We start from the raw sequence: 14,805 nt of genomic DNA, 5'->3' as shown, positions 1-14,805 counted from the left end.
AATTAACTAGTACTAGTTTGTGTAAAAATAGCTATGCTATGCATAAGTGTATTTCTAAGTTTGGATATCTATAGTATGTATTCAATCTTATATTAGCTTAACAGTTAAATTATTCAACTGTTCTCTAATATCATCAGTAATGTTTGAGTCCGTAATTATAGCATCAAATTCATCTATAGTTGCAAATTTATAGAGACTATCTACATTAAATTTTTCTGTTTCAACGAGTAAAAATGCTTCTTTACTTGTTGAAACTATAAGTTCTTTAAGATTACCATCTTCTAACATAGCAGTACATACGCTGTTAGTAATTAAATTTACACCAGAACTTCCCAAGAAACCTTTGTTAAAAGTATATTTAGATATGCTCTTAATGGCTTCTGAGCCTAAGACTCCTCCGCTTCTATTATCATATACACCACCTATGCATATTAATATAACGGTTTCATTGTCATTAAAAAGTGGTGGAATTATAGACATATTAGTTATCAAAGTTATCTTTTTTGTGCTATTAGCTATTAGTTTTGCTAATAAAAAATTTATGCTTGAGGACTCTAAAAAAATAATATCTCCATCCTCTATAAGCTCAAAAGCTTTCTTGGAGATTAACTCTTTACTACTTAAGTTAACTGTCATTCTAGTAGTTATAGAGCTTAATTTAGAAATCTCCCTATTTAGTATAGCTCCACCATAGGTCCTTTGAAGATTACCACTTTTCTCTAATTTTTGTAAATCCTTTCTTATCATACCCTCTGAAACATTAAATTGTTCACTTAGTTCTTTTACTTTTACTCTACCATGTTTATTAAGTATATTTAAAATCTGTTCTAATCTTTCTTCAGTAAACATTAAGCACCTCACCAATTATTATCGTTTAGTATTGTTATTGATTAATATTATAACATTATTCTTTTAATTTATAAAATATATTGAATAGATATTTAAAAAGGTATATAATGATACCAAAAGATAACAAGTGATATATAATGATAAAGAGTAAACTTAATTAGTGAAATATTTTAAAAAAGATATAATTTAGCGTTATAGGTTAATACCTAGCGTCATATTTTATATATTTAGGCATCTTCAAAGAATAGCTGAAATGTTAGCAGTTTTTGAAGGTGCCTAATTTAATGGGTATTAAAGAAAGCGTTTTATAAGATACATAATAGAATTTTTTGCTATTCTAAAATTGTAAGTCCCCACTTCTTCAACTCTATAAATGCAGTTTCTAAACTCTTACCTTTTTCAGTTAATTCATATTCAACTTTTGGAGGAATTTCTGGATAAACTATTCTTTTAACTAACCCAAACTTCTCTAATTCACGTAGTCTAAGGGAGAGCGTTTTGGGGCTTATCCCATCTAAAGAGCGCAACAAATCTCCAAATCTAATTTTTCCATCTATCAATAAATCTCTTATTATTAGAAATGTCCATTTACTACCTATAATATTTATTGCTGCCTCAATAGGACATTTTTCATTAGGATTTCCTCGTTCAAGTTTGATTTCTGACATAAATAAAACTCCTTTCAGCCGTTGATTTCTCACTATACTTACTTTTTTGAAATTATATGAAAAAAATATCACTACTTTTCAAAGTATAGTATAAATAATATAATGGCAATAAGCAAGAGATTTAAATAAAAAGGAGATTATAATTATGAATACTTTTAAAAATTATACTTTAAAAAATACAAACTTAAAGAATAGAATTGTTATGCCACCAATGTGCATGTACTCTTCGGATGAGACTGGTATGGCAAATGATTTTCATTACACTCATTATGTTAGCAGAGCCATTGGTGCAGTAGGTCTTATAATACTTGAATCTACAGGAGTTGTTGAAAATGGAAGGACAACAGACAATGATTTAGGGATTTGGGATGACACGCATATAGATGGACTGAAAAGAATTGTTAATGGTGTTAAAAAATATGGTTCTAAAATTGCAATACAATTAAATCATGGTGGAAGAAAATATACAGGAACAGCTAGTCAGGCTGTAGCTCCAAGTGCAGTTAAATTTGATGAAAGAAGTGCATTGCCTAAGGAATTAACTAGAGATGATATTAAAGAAATTGTATTAAATTTTAAAGAAGCAGCGAAAAGAGCAGATAAAGCAGGATTTGATGCTATAGAAATACATGGAGCACATGGCTATCTAATACACCAATTTCTATCACCATTATCAAATTTGAGAAAAGATGAATATGGTGGAAATATAAAGAATAGAACTAGATTTCTAAAAGAAATATTGCAAGCTGTGATAGAAGTATGGCCAAAAGAGAAAGCAATTTTGCTTAGAGTATCAGCTTATGATTATAAAAATGGTGGAATAACATTAAATGATATGATTGAAATCATAAATGAAATTAAAGAGTATATTGATATAGTGCATGTAAGTACTGGAGGATTAATTCCAGCAGAAATAAATGCATATCCAGGATATCAAGTAAATTATTCAAGCATAATTAGAGAAAAATGTAACATTCCTACAATAGCTGTTGGGTTAATTACAGATATTAATATGGCTGAGGAAATAATATCGAATGATAGAGCAGATTTAGTTGCAGTTGGTAGGGAGCTTTTAAGAAACCCATACTTTGTGTTAAATGAAGCAAAAACTAGAAACTTAGATTTTGATTATCCAGAACAATATAAGGGTGCTTTCAAATAATACTATGAAGGTAGAGAATCTACGTTATACTAGTTAATATATTTTAAGCACATAAAGGTATATGTTTAGTAAAGTTTATGTGCTTATTCATTAATATAAAAATCAAGGTTGGGAGTTTAAAGTTTAAACCCAACCTTGCTTTATATAATATTTCTTTTAGATTATACTAAGCTTTTGATAGTTCTATTTTTATTAAATAAAAGTATATTTCTAGTAGCATTATTTTTGAGAAATACATTTTCTGGGGCAAGCTAATTGGCAAGCTCCACAGTCAACACAAGCAGATTCAGTGATTATTCTTTTTTTATCCTTATCTTCTGTGATGCATCCAACAATACATACTCGTTCGCAAGTTCCACAACCTACACAGTCAGATTTACTAATTCTTCTAGACATGATTTTCTCCTTACATTCAGAAAACTATAATGTTTGTTTGCAAGAGGTAACTGTAACTTCCAATGTTCTTGTTAGGAATGGACATTTTTCTTTCATTAGATTAAAGTTATCTCCATCTTTTAAGAATTTAGCAGTTCCTTCAAGTAAAAATCCAGTTCCCATATAATTGTATCCCATCACTTCTTTACTACCAAGAGTCAATTTAACTTTAGGGTTAGCATTAACATTTTCCTCTGTTTTAATCATAGCAGCTGCAGGGATTAAGATTTTATTTTCTTCTGTAATGATTAAGTAACTGTTCCATGTATTAGCGATGTGAGCTTCATTATTTGCACAAGTTACAATAGAAACTACTCCTTCATGATTTAGTACTTCAAAAAATTTTTCTGTAAACATTCTATATTCCTTCTTTCTTTTTAATAAAGATATATATTATCGTCGATAACTGTTATCTATAATTATAATATGATTATTTCTTTTGTTTGTCAATATAAATATTTGGCAGGGAACATATGCTTGATACCATATGATTATCTTGAATGGGGATAAATAATAGGATATTATTAATAAAAGACTATAAACCAAAGGAGTATAAAAAATGAAATTTTCAGTAGGAGTAGAATATGCGATACATTGCTTATTATATATGGTAAAACTAGAGGAAGGTAAATCAGTAGGAATAAGAGACTTGGCAACCTTTCAAGGTATTTCAGAAACTTACTTATCTAAAGTATATGCAAAATTAAGCAAAGCAGGAATTATAAAATCTATACCTGGTGTGAAAGGTGGTTATGCGTTAGCTCGTAGTGCGGAAGAAATAACATTTTGGGATATTGTTGAAGCAGTAGAAGGAAGCGAATCATTCTTTCAATGTGCAGAAATTAGGCAAAATAATATATTATTAGATAAAGATAATTTGCCAGATACACATACAAAATGTCCATGTTTAATAAAAGTTGTAATGTCAGAAGCAGAAGATGAGATGAGAAAATACTTAAGAAAAAAATCGTTGGCTTGGTTATACAATGAAGTATATAATAAAAAGCTTCCAAAAGAGGTTGAAAAAGCAACAATTGAATGGTTTAATAATAGCAAAAAGTGATTTAAGTAGTAAAAATTAAGAATATAATGGATTTAATACTACTCTTATTTAAAGGTTATATGGTGAAGCAAAAAACTATAACCATACTTTTAAATTCAACTGATTTATAATACTATATATGTTGTAATTGGATTTCTACATTTTGGTTTTCACTTAGGCCTTACCTAACTGAAATTTTAAATGTAAATTTATTATTGCAACATATATATTCATATTTTCTATAAAGTTACTAATGAAGATATGTTAGTAATTAATTTCTAACTTTAATAAACCTTCCTACATTAACTTTTTTCAAGATAATTAGGAAGGTGTAAATTTCTTATTTTAGTATTAAATGTACTAACTATTATTTTTAAATGTAGGTAGTTGTGTTACTATTTATAAGCTATAACATACGGATGCTTGTGTATCTAAGACACTGCCGATAAATTTAGCAACTTCTAAGTGATTTGGATGAATAAGATATTTATCTAAATCTTCTAATGATGCAAATTTTGTAATCAAAATTATATCATAATTACTTTCACCAGGACGAATATTTATTTCTGACTGTATGTCTATCAGAACTTCTATTTTTCCTCTCATGTTTAGAAGAACTTCTTGAGTTTTTTTAATATTATCAATATCTCTATTCTTTAATTTTAATAATAAATTGTTTATGATCATATTATTTTACCTCCTAAAATATTTAATGTAGTTTGTGCGATTTCATGACCATTGATTTAGAAAACAATTTTATTCATGAAATATAAGCTATTACGAGTAGCAAGGACTACAAAGTTATTGATACTAATCTAGTGATTACTAAATAATACAATATGTCTATGTTGAATTATTTAGTATAGCGCCTTTATAGACTATATAGTCCTTATTATTCCGCCATCAATAATATGCTCACTACCAGTGATATAAGATGCTCTGTCTGATACAAGAAATGCAACAAGTTCAGCGATTTCTTCAGGTTTTGCTGGACGACCAAGTGGTATGCCGCCAAGGTTATCCATTAATTCTTGACGAGCGCTATTATAGTCAATTCCGGAATTTTGTGCCATTCTTTCAATAAGACGCTCAGCAGCTTTTGTTTCTGTAAAACCTGGAGCAACTGTATTTATTCGTATTCCATCTCCACCAAACTGCGTAGCTAGATTTTTGCTGTAATTTGTTAGGGCCGCTTTAGCAGCAGAGTATGACATAGTCATTATCCCAGGAAGTCTCCTTTGAATAGATGATATGTGAATTATTACACCTTTCTGTTGTTTAATCATAGAGGGCAGAAAGCCACGATCTAAGCGTACAGCTGAAAAAAGATTTTGGTTAAAGGCTTGCAACCAGTCGTCATCACTTAAATTTAATGCTCCAGAAGTGGAGGATGAAGAACCACCTACATTATTTATTAAAATATCTAATCCACCGAGTCTTTCAAGAGTCTCTTTAATGATTCTCTCAGTACCCTCTGGTGTGCTAACATTTGCTTGAATGAACCCTATAGAATCTGGCAAATCATTAGGCATAGTTCGTGCAGTTGTTATTATTTTTGCACCCACATTAAGCAAACGATCAACAATTGATCTACCAATACCTTTAGTTCCACCTGTTACAAGTACGCGTTTACCATCAAGTTCTTTGTTAATATCAAATGATAAAGTATTTTGCATAATTAAAAATACCTCCCTTTAAATAAGTTTATCTACTTAATCAGTATAATTAAGTAAACTTGACAACATCACGTCAAGTTTTGGAATGGTATTTATTTACTTAAGCAAAATCATTATAAGGAGATAGGTAATATCATATAATTTAATACTTTCATCTTTTGGAAATTAGGTAAATAGGAATTCTAGTCTGATAACATTATGTAATATTATGTGATTTTATTTTCTCAGTTATACAGTGGATTATATTCATTTTGATTCAGCGATTATAACTTGACATGATGTGGTCAGGTTATGCTTGTTATAGTTAGAAAGATCGATTATATAAAATAATCATTAGAGAAATAGTATTACATAACGGTTGTTACAGCTAAAATAGTGGTAATTTTGATAAAACTGGACTTCCAGATATTCTATTATTAGATTTTCATTTCACTATATTAAAAGGAATGGTGGCTAGGTTAGAAATATTGTTTCCTAAAAATATATAAATTAAGTAAGACAATACGATGAAGGAGAGAATTGTATGAATAATTTTATTAAAGTTAATTCTGAAAAATGCACTAAATGTGGTCTGTGTGTGAAAATATGTAGAGGAACATTGGTGATGAGTGATTCAGGACCAAAAGTAGACAAGAATCTTTGTATTGAATGTGGTCATTGCGTAGCTGTTTGTCCCAATGGCGCTTTAGACAGCACAAAAACTCCATTAGATAATCAAGTGCAAATACAACAAGAAAAGTTAATGGATTCAGATATTGTGTCCACTTTTCTTAGATCAAGAAGATCTATTCGAACATTTCAGAAAAGGAATGTATCTCGAGATACAATTAGTGAACTTCTTAATATAGCTAGATTTGCACCAACAGCTTGCAACTCTCAAGGACTTTCGTATCATGTTATTGATAATCATAAGATTCTACATGAAATTACTTCGATTATAGCTGACTGGACTGAGGAATCTATAGAAAATGGTGTTTTAAAGAATTCACCGTGGGTACAGAATACTATTTCGACAATAGAGCAGTATCGTAATGATAACAAAGATACCATATTAAGAGATGCTCCATGTTTAGTGATTGCAACAGCTCCAAGAGAACAAAAAGAACTTGGTCGCGACAATACACACTTTTCATTAACATATGTGCAATTATATGCACAAACATTAGGATTAGGAACCTGCTGGTCAGGACTATTTGAATATTGTTCTATGGCAGAATATGAACCTCTTTTAAGATTGTTGAATATTTCTAAAGATAGGGTAGTAACAGGTGCACTATTAGTAGGTTATCCACTTTATAATTTTAAAAGACTGGTAGATAGAAATCCTTTAGAAATCACATGGCAGTAAGAAGCAGTGATGTCTGGGAGTGAATTGTTTTAATTTATAAAAATCAACTATTCCCCTCAACTTTATTATACCATATGAAATTTTTAAATAACAGGCTTATAATATGTGCTTATTCTGTGTATCATAGGAACAGAATCACTTCGTAGAAATTGCTTCACTCGTATTTAGAAAAGTAATTAAAAGTCTAGATGGTTTTCAACGAGCAGTATAAGGGTGCGAGCAAGTGAATTAAACTACTCAGGATTCCGACTTAAAAGAGGAAGGGGAATGTGTATGAATTCATATGTACTTAGCTTTCAGGAAATTGATAAAACAAAGATTTCCATTGTTGGAGGGAAAGGCGCTAATCTAGGAGAATTATCTAGAATTACTAAAATTTTAGTACCAGAAGGTTTTTGTGTTACGACAGAAGCATATAAAAAAATAACTGAAAATAATGAAAAACTTAAAGGTTTATTAGATGAATTATCGCATTTTGGAGTAGAAGATATAGAAAAAATAAGAGAAATTAGCAGTGAGATTCGTAAGATCATCGAAGGCATAGCTATACCTGAGGTTATTAGCGAAGAGATTGCCAGATTCATATTAAGACTTGGTGAAAAAGATTCATATGCTGTACGTTCTAGTGCAACAGCAGAGGATTTGCCCACAGCTTCTTTTGCAGGTCAGCAGGATACGTATTTAAATATTATTGGAAAGGAATCAATCTTAAAACATATCAGAAAGTGCTTGGCATCACTGTTTACAGAGAGAGCAGTAATTTATCGTATTCAAAACGAATTTAACCACAATAAAGTGCACCTTTCAGTGGTTGTTCAAAGGATGGTATGCCCTAAGGCGGCAGGGATTTTGTTCACTGCTGATCCTATTACCTGCAATAGAAAAGTGTTATCCATTGATGCAAGCTTCGGACTAGGGGAGGCTTTGGTTTCTGGATTAGTGAATGCTGATAATTATAGAGTACGCAACGATAAAATAGTAGATAAGAAAATATCTACTAAGAAGCTAGGTATCTATTCTTTAAAAGATGGTGGTACCGAAAAGTTGGCGATTGAGCCTGAGATGCAAAATAGTCAAGTGCTCACAGATGAACAGATTTTGAGACTTACGCATATGGGTAGAAAGATTGAAGAGCATTTTGGATGTCCACAAGACATAGAATGGTGTTTGGCTCACGATACATTTTACATTGTTCAGAGCCGACCAATCACTACTTTATATCCAATTCCTGAAGTTAATGATGAAGGAAAACATGTATATTTATCTGTGGGGCATCAACAAATGATGACAGATCCTTTAAAGCCACTCGGAATGTCTTTAAAGGAGTTAATATCTTTCGGCCGATGGTTTAAGGCTGGTGGAAGGTTGTTTGTTGATGTAGCACCAATGCTAGCTTCACCAGATGGCAGAAAAAACTTATTAAATAATATGAAACAACTCGAACCTCTCACAGAAGACGCAATTATGACCATAATAGAGCGAGACTTCATAAAATGCTTACCAAACGATAAAGAGAAAAAGAGTGACATTAAAAGTAATAGAAGTATATCAGCTGCAGGTTCAGAGCCACAAAAGGAATTGGATACGACAATCGTTTCTGAGCTGATTAAGAAGAGTCAATCATCCATAGAGGAGTTAAAACAAAAAATTCAAACTAAATCAGGAGTAGATTTAATTGATTTTATTCTAGAAGATATAAATGAGTTAAAGAGGATTTTATTTGACCCACAAAGTACAGTCGTATTTATGTCTGCTATAAATGCTTCGCTTTGGATTAATGAAAAGATGAACGAATGGTTAGGTGAAAAAAATGCAGCTGATATCCTTTCTCAATCTGTACCAAACAATATTACTTCGGAAATGGGTCTAGAATTAATGGATGTGGCAGATGTGATACGTCCTTATCCAGAAATAGTTGATTGTTTGCAACATGTAAAAGATGATAACTTTTTAGATGAAGTGATTAAATTTCATGGTGGAAAGGAAACAAGGGATGCAATCTTGTCTTATCTTAGGAAATTTGGAATGCGCTGCAGTGGAGAAATTGACATTACTAGAACTCGATTCAGCGAAAAACCAATTACACTTGTCCCTATGATTTTAAGCAATATCAAAAACTTTGAGCCGAGTGCTGGCCAAAAGAAATTTGAGCAAGGGCGACAGGAAGCTTTGAATAAAGAACAAGAGTTATTAAGTCGCCTAAGAGAGTTACCTGATGGTGAAGAAAAGGCCAAAGAGACAAAACGAAATATCGACTTGATCAGGAATTTTATAGGTTACCGCGAATACCCAAAATACGGTATGATTAGCCGCTATTTTGTTTATAAGCAGGCCTTAATGAAAGAAGCGAAACGACTCGTACAAGATGGTGTTATTCATGAAAAAGAAGATATTTATTACCTTACTCTTGAGGAACTTCGCGAAGTAGTACACACAAATAAAATTGATTATGATATTATAATAAAGCGTAAAGAAGAACATAAATTAAATGAAAAACTAACACCACCACGTGTTATGACCTCTGATGGTGAAATCATTACAGGTAAATATAAACGAGAAAATCTTCCAGCTGGTGCGATTGCAGGTTTAGCTGTTTCTTCTGGAGTAATCGAGGGAAGAGCACGTGTCATCTTAAACATGGAAGATGCTGTGCTAGAAGCAGGAGATATATTAGTCACCTCCTTTACAGACCCTAGCTGGACACCATTATTTGTATCAATAAAAGGGCTAGTGACTGAAATTGGTGGACTCATGACTCATGGAGCCGTTATCGCGCGTGAATATGGATTACCAGCAGTTGTAGGTGTAGAGAATGCTACTAAACTGATAAAAGATGGGCAGAGAATCCGAGTGAATGGAACTGAAGGATATATAGAAATTTTATAGTGATGTAGATAGTGTCAAATGAAATTACCAGACAGAAGGGTGGAAACTTGATAAAAATAATTACTGAGGACCAATATTCATTTGATTATAATATTGATTCCAAAGAAGTCAGAAATGAAAAATAAAAGAACTGAAAGGAGTGAGTACTCTATGACAGGACCAGATAAGAAAAAGCTATATCCCAATGCGAATATAAAGACGGTTTGTTATATAAGTAATCTACCTAAAAAACCTAATGTCGAGATTGGAGAATATACTTATTATAGTGATAATAAAAAATCTCCTGAGAAATTTTATGATAATATAGAACATCATTATGAATTCTTGGGAGATAAGCTTATAATAGGTAAGTTCTGTGCAATTGCAGAGGGAATTAAGTTTATAATGAATGGGGCAAACCACAGAATGGATGGAGTTACAACTTATCCTTTCAATATATTTGGAGGTGGTTGGGAGAAGGTCACTCCAACAGTGGAACAGCTGCCTTTTAAGGGAGATACAGTGATTGGCAATGATGTATGGATAGGTCAAAATGTAACTATTATGCCGGGGGTTAAGATTGGTGATGGTGCGATTATTTCTGCAAATTCAACTGTAGTGAAAGATGTCGAGCCGTATACTATTTATGGCGGTAATCCAGCCAAGTTTATTAAGAAGCGTTTTAGTGATGAAAAAATTGAATTTTTACTGAAGCTTCAATGGTGGAATTGGGACGAAGAGAAGATATTTAATAATCTTGAAAAGTTAACATCAGAAGTTGGTTTAGATCAATTAATGAAAGAATATATATAAATCATAAGCTATGTATAGCTTGGACGATAATATAGGCTAACAAAATTTCATATATTCGAAAATGAATTTGCTGGAGGCCATATATCATTAGAAGACTACAAGTTAAAAATGTCAAATATAAATAATGATAATAAGGTTTTTTTAAGCTAAAAAGTATGGCAGAAAGTTAAATGAGGAAGTTTATTTTCCTCATTTAATACATAATATTAAAAGATTTCCTATTAGCAAGTAAGTTCAAAAATTTCTAATAGTCTAATTTAGTGCGTAGTTCATTTTTATATAATCAATCCATTTGTTATGAAGCTCATCTTCGGTTATTCCGAAAACATCTACAAAACTATTGGGCTCTTTTATCAAATTGCACAGCTTGTCATAGCCAAATAATTTGATTATTGATTCTACTATAGTATATGAGTATTGATATCCATCATATTTGAAAAAAGTTTCAAAATCATCGCCTGTATCTAAATCTTTAAATGTAGGAACAATATCATTTGCTAGTCCATTTTTAACAGTTTTTATTATCCAGTTTTCATTATTGTCTTTTGCTTCATAACATGCAATTCCTTCATTCAACCACCTTGGTGTATTCTCATTTATTTTATTTACTATGATATGAACAAATTCGTGAACAGCTGTATTTAATACATTATGAAATTCTGAACCTGGTGGTGGGTTTAAAGGTGACGCTATTACAATTTTACCTATTCCAAGTCCTCCTCTTACCCACTCGGGTGCATTTGGAAATCCCAAAGCTATATGGAGCTGATTATGGTCTGGATGAATCTCAATAATCAATTTTTCTTGAAGTTGTTGATTGAAAGTACTAGTAATTCTATTATAGCTATTTTCAAGAACATCAGAAACTTTATCTATACATCTCTTATCAAATTCAGTGTAATGGATTATAAAATGCTGAGTTTCTTTTCTTAAATTTAATTTATAGTCTTTTTCTATATCTACATTTCTAAGTTCAATGTTATCTGAAATTTCTTCTATTTTTTCTGTCATTTCAGTCTTCACCTTTCAATATGTTATTTAGATAGAATGATTTGTAATTATGTAATAAATTAAACATGTTTATATGTAATTATAGCACTTATTTAAACACGATTTACATAATTAAACATATATTTCCTAAATGTAATTTGAAATAAGCTTTTCAATAAGTGTGAAGGGTACACACCATTACATTAAATTTCTTCATTATTCTTTTAATAAATTTGCTAATGACCTACATAATAAATAATTTTTTGAAATTGAATCCTAATTTGTTTGAGGTAATATAAACTTTTTCTAAATAGGAATGATTTTATGTGCCCGTATAATAAAAAAGGCTATAAATACTTCTAATATTCTTTACCATAAATATGGTGAAGAATATATATTCTTCAGAATATGCTTGAATAATGCGGGTTTAAAGGCCGTGGGTTTAAAAAAGCCCTGGATTTTCACGTAATTTAAGATAGGAAAACAGATTTTCATATTGGGAGAGAAAAATTTTGAGCTGATAATAAAAAATAACTTCTACAGGCTACTAGAAATGAAAAATCTAGAAGTTAAAACTCTACTATAATTAATTACAAAATAAGATATTCGTCTCGATTTACTTTCCCGATGTTGATAAAACAATTATGCCTTGCTATTATGGATTAAAAGATTAAACCATTAACATATACGAATGAATAAGGTTTGTATGAGGAAAAGCACTAATGATTACAATTTAATTAAAGGAGATATACAATGGATGAACAAGATAAATTAAAGCAACTAGAAAATGAATTCAAAGAATGTAGAGCAGTGTTAGCTGCTATCGGAGATGAGACAAGACAATTAATTATTTTAAGCTTAATGAAAGGAACATATCCTGGAATAAGGGTTGGAGAAATAACTAAAAAAACACATTTGTCACGTCCAGCTGTTTCGCATCATTTAAAAATATTAAAAGAAGCAAAAATTGTAACTTTAGTCAAACAAGGAACGATGAATTTCTATCATATAAATCCAGGCAAAAGCGATTTGATTCTTATGAAGAGGTTATTTTCTCATGTTGAAGAATTTATGTGTGATTGCTGGAAGGAGGACTAGAATAATGGCGGAATCTAAAGGCGATATTTAATTGGCTTGGTTTAAACTAATTTATTTTGGAGGCTGTAAGAGATGAATCTAATAAATAAAGAAATAAAAGTAATAAATGGCATTAAAATGCCCCGGGTTGGTTTTGGAGTATATAAATTAAATAAAGAGGAAGATTTTAAAACCGCTGTGGGTGAAGCTATTAAAATTGGATATCGTCATTTTGATACTGCTAAAATTTATGGCAATGAAAAAGATTTAGGATTAGCAATTGAAAAAAGTCAGATACCAAGGGAAGAATTTTTTATTACTTCGAAGGTTTGGAATACTGATCATGGCTATGAAGCTACTAAGAAGGCTTTTGAAAAAACTTGTAAAAATCTGAACGTAGAGTACCTTGATATGTACTTAATTCATTTTGCTTCACCTTATTATTTAGAAACGTGGCGCGCTATGGAAGATTTATATTTACAAGGTAAGATCAAAGTGATTGGAGTTGCAAATTTTGAGATACAACACCTTGAAGAATTAATAAAACACTCAAAGATTCCACCGATGATTAATCAGATTGAGACTCATCCGGAGTTTCCACAAAATGAGCTACATCAATATCTTACTAAACATAAGATTTTGCATGAAGCTTGGGCACCCTTAGGTCAAGGGAATAAAGCTTTGCTGGAAAATACAGTATTGAAAAAAATTACAAGTAATCATGAAAAAACAGTGGCTCAAGTAATTTTACGTTGGCATATACAAAGGGGAATTATTATTATCCCCAAATCGTCAAATCCCAAAAGAATCAAAGAGAACATTCAGTTATTTGACTTTGAATTATCAAGTGAAGAAATGGAAAAAATTAATCAACTGAATACAGGCAGAAGGTATTCTCATAGTCCTACAGGGTATATGATTAATCCACTTTATAATAAACTGATGAAAATTTTCATTAAATAAATTTTTAATCTATCTAAAATTAGCGATTGATATTCTAATGTTAAGATATAATTTAGAAAGTTCTACGTTATATCTGTTACAGTGAACCATATATAGGGAGAATCAAAATACATAGGACATTATTAAATATTAAAACATAAACCAATGATATTAAAAGTGTCATTAGTTTATGTTATAATTTTTTTAGTTAAAGATGTGTATTAAATGAGGAACCTATAGTCAATTGCAAGAATGTGTATGGCCAAGCCAATTTGATTGATAGGGCTATATAATATATTTTAAAGCATATATTATTTTTTATAAAAAATACAACTGAAAAAGGAGTATAAATTATGATAAAACCAATAGTAAAAGATATATTATTTTTAGGACAAAAATCAGAAGAGGCAACTAAAAATGATATGGTAGTAATTGATGATTTAATAGATACATTAAGAGCAAACTTAGAGCATTGTGTTGGATTGGCTGCTAATATGATTGGAGTAAAAAAGCGTATATTAGTATTTACTGTAGGCAATCTTATTGTACCTATGATAAATCCAGTTATATTAAAAAAGGAAAAGCCTTATGAAACAGAAGAAAGCTGTTTATCTTTAATTGGGTTTAGAAAAACAAAGAGATATGAAACGATAGAGGTTACGTATCTTGATAGAAACTTTAATAAGAAAAAGCAAGTATTTAATGGATTTACAGCACAAATAATTCAACATGAAATGGATCATTTTGAAGGTATAATAATCTAATTATCAAGTTAAAAACGTAGCTTGAGCATACTAAAAATAAATGCTGAAATACAAAGGAAAGCACAATATTCAATTTATATTTGATTTTAATAACTGCATTTACATCAGCATAGATGTATGTTAGAATTTGGTACAAAAATGAAATCTTTTAGAAAAAGTAAGATGGTTTGAGGT

At 30.6% G+C, this 14,805-nt stretch carries 15 protein-coding genes; 8 read left to right on the top strand and 7 right to left on the bottom strand.

The features are described from left to right. Positions 1-87: 87 nt before the first annotated feature. Positions 88-849, bottom strand: coding sequence for a DeoR/GlpR family DNA-binding transcription regulator (locus L1S46_RS17590; RefSeq protein ID WP_238900571.1), 762 nt, complete (start codon positions 847-849; stop codon positions 88-90). A gap of 332 nt (positions 850-1,181) precedes the next feature. Further along, positions 1,182-1,517, bottom strand: coding sequence for a helix-turn-helix domain-containing protein (locus L1S46_RS17585; protein ID WP_023974071.1), 336 nt, complete (start codon positions 1,515-1,517; stop codon positions 1,182-1,184). 145 nt (positions 1,518-1,662) lie between these two features. On the opposite strand from L1S46_RS17585, the gene namA reads away from it, so the two are divergent. After that, positions 1,663-2,679 carry an NADPH dehydrogenase NamA gene (namA, locus tag L1S46_RS17580; RefSeq protein ID WP_238900570.1) on the top strand — a complete coding sequence of 339 codons (1,017 nt, stop codon included), beginning with the start codon at positions 1,663-1,665 and terminating at the stop codon, positions 2,677-2,679. Positions 2,680-2,898: 219 nt separating this feature from the next. On the opposite strand, the gene L1S46_RS17575 is transcribed toward namA, so the two are convergent. Next, positions 2,899-3,075, bottom strand: a complete 177-nt coding sequence (locus L1S46_RS17575; protein WP_238861628.1) for a 4Fe-4S binding protein — start codon at positions 3,073-3,075, stop codon at positions 2,899-2,901. Positions 3,076-3,099: 24 nt separating this feature from the next. Beyond that, positions 3,100-3,471, bottom strand: a complete 372-nt coding sequence (locus L1S46_RS17570) for a pyridoxamine 5'-phosphate oxidase family protein (protein ID WP_238861630.1) — start codon at positions 3,469-3,471, stop codon at positions 3,100-3,102. Between the two features lie 202 nt (positions 3,472-3,673). On the opposite strand from L1S46_RS17570, the gene L1S46_RS17565 reads away from it, so the two are divergent. After that, positions 3,674-4,177, top strand: a complete 504-nt coding sequence (locus L1S46_RS17565) for an Rrf2 family transcriptional regulator (protein ID WP_041898328.1) — start codon at positions 3,674-3,676, stop codon at positions 4,175-4,177. Positions 4,178-4,555: 378 nt separating this feature from the next. On the opposite strand, the gene L1S46_RS17560 is transcribed toward L1S46_RS17565, so the two are convergent. Both L1S46_RS17560 and L1S46_RS17555 read right to left on the bottom strand, forming a co-directional pair. Next, the gene (locus L1S46_RS17560; protein WP_238900569.1) at positions 4,556-4,843 is read right to left on the bottom strand and encodes a Dabb family protein; all 288 of its coding nucleotides are present in this window, start codon (positions 4,841-4,843) and stop codon (positions 4,556-4,558) included. A gap of 191 nt (positions 4,844-5,034) precedes the next feature. Continuing rightward, positions 5,035-5,832: an SDR family oxidoreductase gene (locus L1S46_RS17555; protein WP_238900568.1), complete on the bottom strand. Its 798-nt coding sequence runs from the start codon at positions 5,830-5,832 to the stop codon at positions 5,035-5,037. 523 nt (positions 5,833-6,355) lie between these two features. On the opposite strand from L1S46_RS17555, the gene L1S46_RS17550 reads away from it, so the two are divergent. The 3 genes from L1S46_RS17550 to L1S46_RS17540 all read left to right on the top strand — a co-directional run bounded on the left by L1S46_RS17550 (position 6,356) and on the right by L1S46_RS17540 (position 10,858). Then, positions 6,356-7,180 (top strand): nitroreductase family protein, encoded by an 825-nt coding sequence (locus L1S46_RS17550; RefSeq protein ID WP_238861635.1) that lies wholly within the window; start codon positions 6,356-6,358, stop codon positions 7,178-7,180. Between the two features lie 273 nt (positions 7,181-7,453). Further along, entirely contained in the window at positions 7,454-10,066 is a 2,613-nt protein-coding gene (gene ppsA / locus L1S46_RS17545; RefSeq protein WP_238900567.1) for a phosphoenolpyruvate synthase, read from the top strand. Positions 10,067-10,216: 150 nt separating this feature from the next. Beyond that, positions 10,217-10,858 carry a Vat family streptogramin A O-acetyltransferase gene (locus tag L1S46_RS17540; RefSeq protein WP_238900573.1) on the top strand — a complete coding sequence of 214 codons (642 nt, stop codon included), beginning with the start codon at positions 10,217-10,219 and terminating at the stop codon, positions 10,856-10,858. 252 nt (positions 10,859-11,110) lie between these two features. Here L1S46_RS17540 and L1S46_RS17535 read toward each other — a convergent pair whose 3' ends face one another. Continuing rightward, positions 11,111-11,869, bottom strand: coding sequence for a peptidase MA family metallohydrolase (locus L1S46_RS17535; protein WP_012059687.1), 759 nt, complete (start codon positions 11,867-11,869; stop codon positions 11,111-11,113). A gap of 732 nt (positions 11,870-12,601) precedes the next feature. Here L1S46_RS17535 and L1S46_RS17530 point away from each other — a divergent pair. From L1S46_RS17530 to L1S46_RS17520, 3 genes are all read left to right on the top strand, one after another. Continuing rightward, positions 12,602-12,946 (top strand): metalloregulator ArsR/SmtB family transcription factor, encoded by a 345-nt coding sequence (locus L1S46_RS17530; protein ID WP_238900566.1) that lies wholly within the window; start codon positions 12,602-12,604, stop codon positions 12,944-12,946. A 72-nt stretch (positions 12,947-13,018) separates the two neighbouring features. Further along, on the top strand, positions 13,019-13,888 hold the full coding sequence (locus tag L1S46_RS17525; protein ID WP_238900565.1) for an aldo/keto reductase: 870 nt from the start codon (positions 13,019-13,021) through the stop codon (positions 13,886-13,888). Positions 13,889-14,220: 332 nt separating this feature from the next. Then, positions 14,221-14,631 (top strand): peptide deformylase, encoded by a 411-nt coding sequence (locus L1S46_RS17520; protein ID WP_012059684.1) that lies wholly within the window; start codon positions 14,221-14,223, stop codon positions 14,629-14,631. Positions 14,632-14,805 lie beyond the last annotated feature (174 nt).

The organism is Clostridium sp. YIM B02500 (assembly GCF_022324665.1).
GTDB lineage: Bacteria > Bacillota > Clostridia > Clostridiales > Clostridiaceae > Clostridium > Clostridium beijerinckii.
The sequence above is the reverse complement of the archived record's forward strand: the minus strand, read 5'-3'. Positions and strand labels throughout refer to the sequence as shown.

Bases quoted from the DNA above. Each gene is read 5' to 3' on its own strand.
- L1S46_RS17575 (WP_238861628.1), bottom strand. From the start codon at position 3,075: ATGTCTAGAAGAATTAGTAAATCTGACTGTGTAGGTTGTGGAACTTGC.
- L1S46_RS17525 (WP_238900565.1), top strand. From the start codon at position 13,019: ATGAATCTAATAAATAAAGAAATAAAAGTAATAAATGGCATTAAAATG.
- L1S46_RS17540 (WP_238900573.1), top strand. From the start codon at position 10,217: ATGACAGGACCAGATAAGAAAAAGCTATATCCCAATGCGAATATAAAG.
- L1S46_RS17565 (WP_041898328.1), top strand. From the start codon at position 3,674: ATGAAATTTTCAGTAGGAGTAGAATATGCGATACATTGCTTATTATAT.
- L1S46_RS17590 (WP_238900571.1), bottom strand. From the start codon at position 849: ATGTTTACTGAAGAAAGATTAGAACAGATTTTAAATATACTTAATAAA.
- L1S46_RS17560 (WP_238900569.1), bottom strand. From the start codon at position 4,843: ATGATCATAAACAATTTATTATTAAAATTAAAGAATAGAGATATTGAT.
- L1S46_RS17550 (WP_238861635.1), top strand. From the start codon at position 6,356: ATGAATAATTTTATTAAAGTTAATTCTGAAAAATGCACTAAATGTGGT.
- L1S46_RS17530 (WP_238900566.1), top strand. From the start codon at position 12,602: ATGGATGAACAAGATAAATTAAAGCAACTAGAAAATGAATTCAAAGAA.
- L1S46_RS17520 (WP_012059684.1), top strand. From the start codon at position 14,221: ATGATAAAACCAATAGTAAAAGATATATTATTTTTAGGACAAAAATCA.
- namA (WP_238900570.1), top strand. From the start codon at position 1,663: ATGAATACTTTTAAAAATTATACTTTAAAAAATACAAACTTAAAGAAT.
- L1S46_RS17570 (WP_238861630.1), bottom strand. From the start codon at position 3,471: ATGTTTACAGAAAAATTTTTTGAAGTACTAAATCATGAAGGAGTAGTT.
- ppsA (WP_238900567.1), top strand. From the start codon at position 7,454: ATGAATTCATATGTACTTAGCTTTCAGGAAATTGATAAAACAAAGATT.
- L1S46_RS17555 (WP_238900568.1), bottom strand. From the start codon at position 5,832: ATGCAAAATACTTTATCATTTGATATTAACAAAGAACTTGATGGTAAA.
- L1S46_RS17535 (WP_012059687.1), bottom strand. From the start codon at position 11,869: ATGACAGAAAAAATAGAAGAAATTTCAGATAACATTGAACTTAGAAAT.
- L1S46_RS17585 (WP_023974071.1), bottom strand. From the start codon at position 1,517: ATGTCAGAAATCAAACTTGAACGAGGAAATCCTAATGAAAAATGTCCT.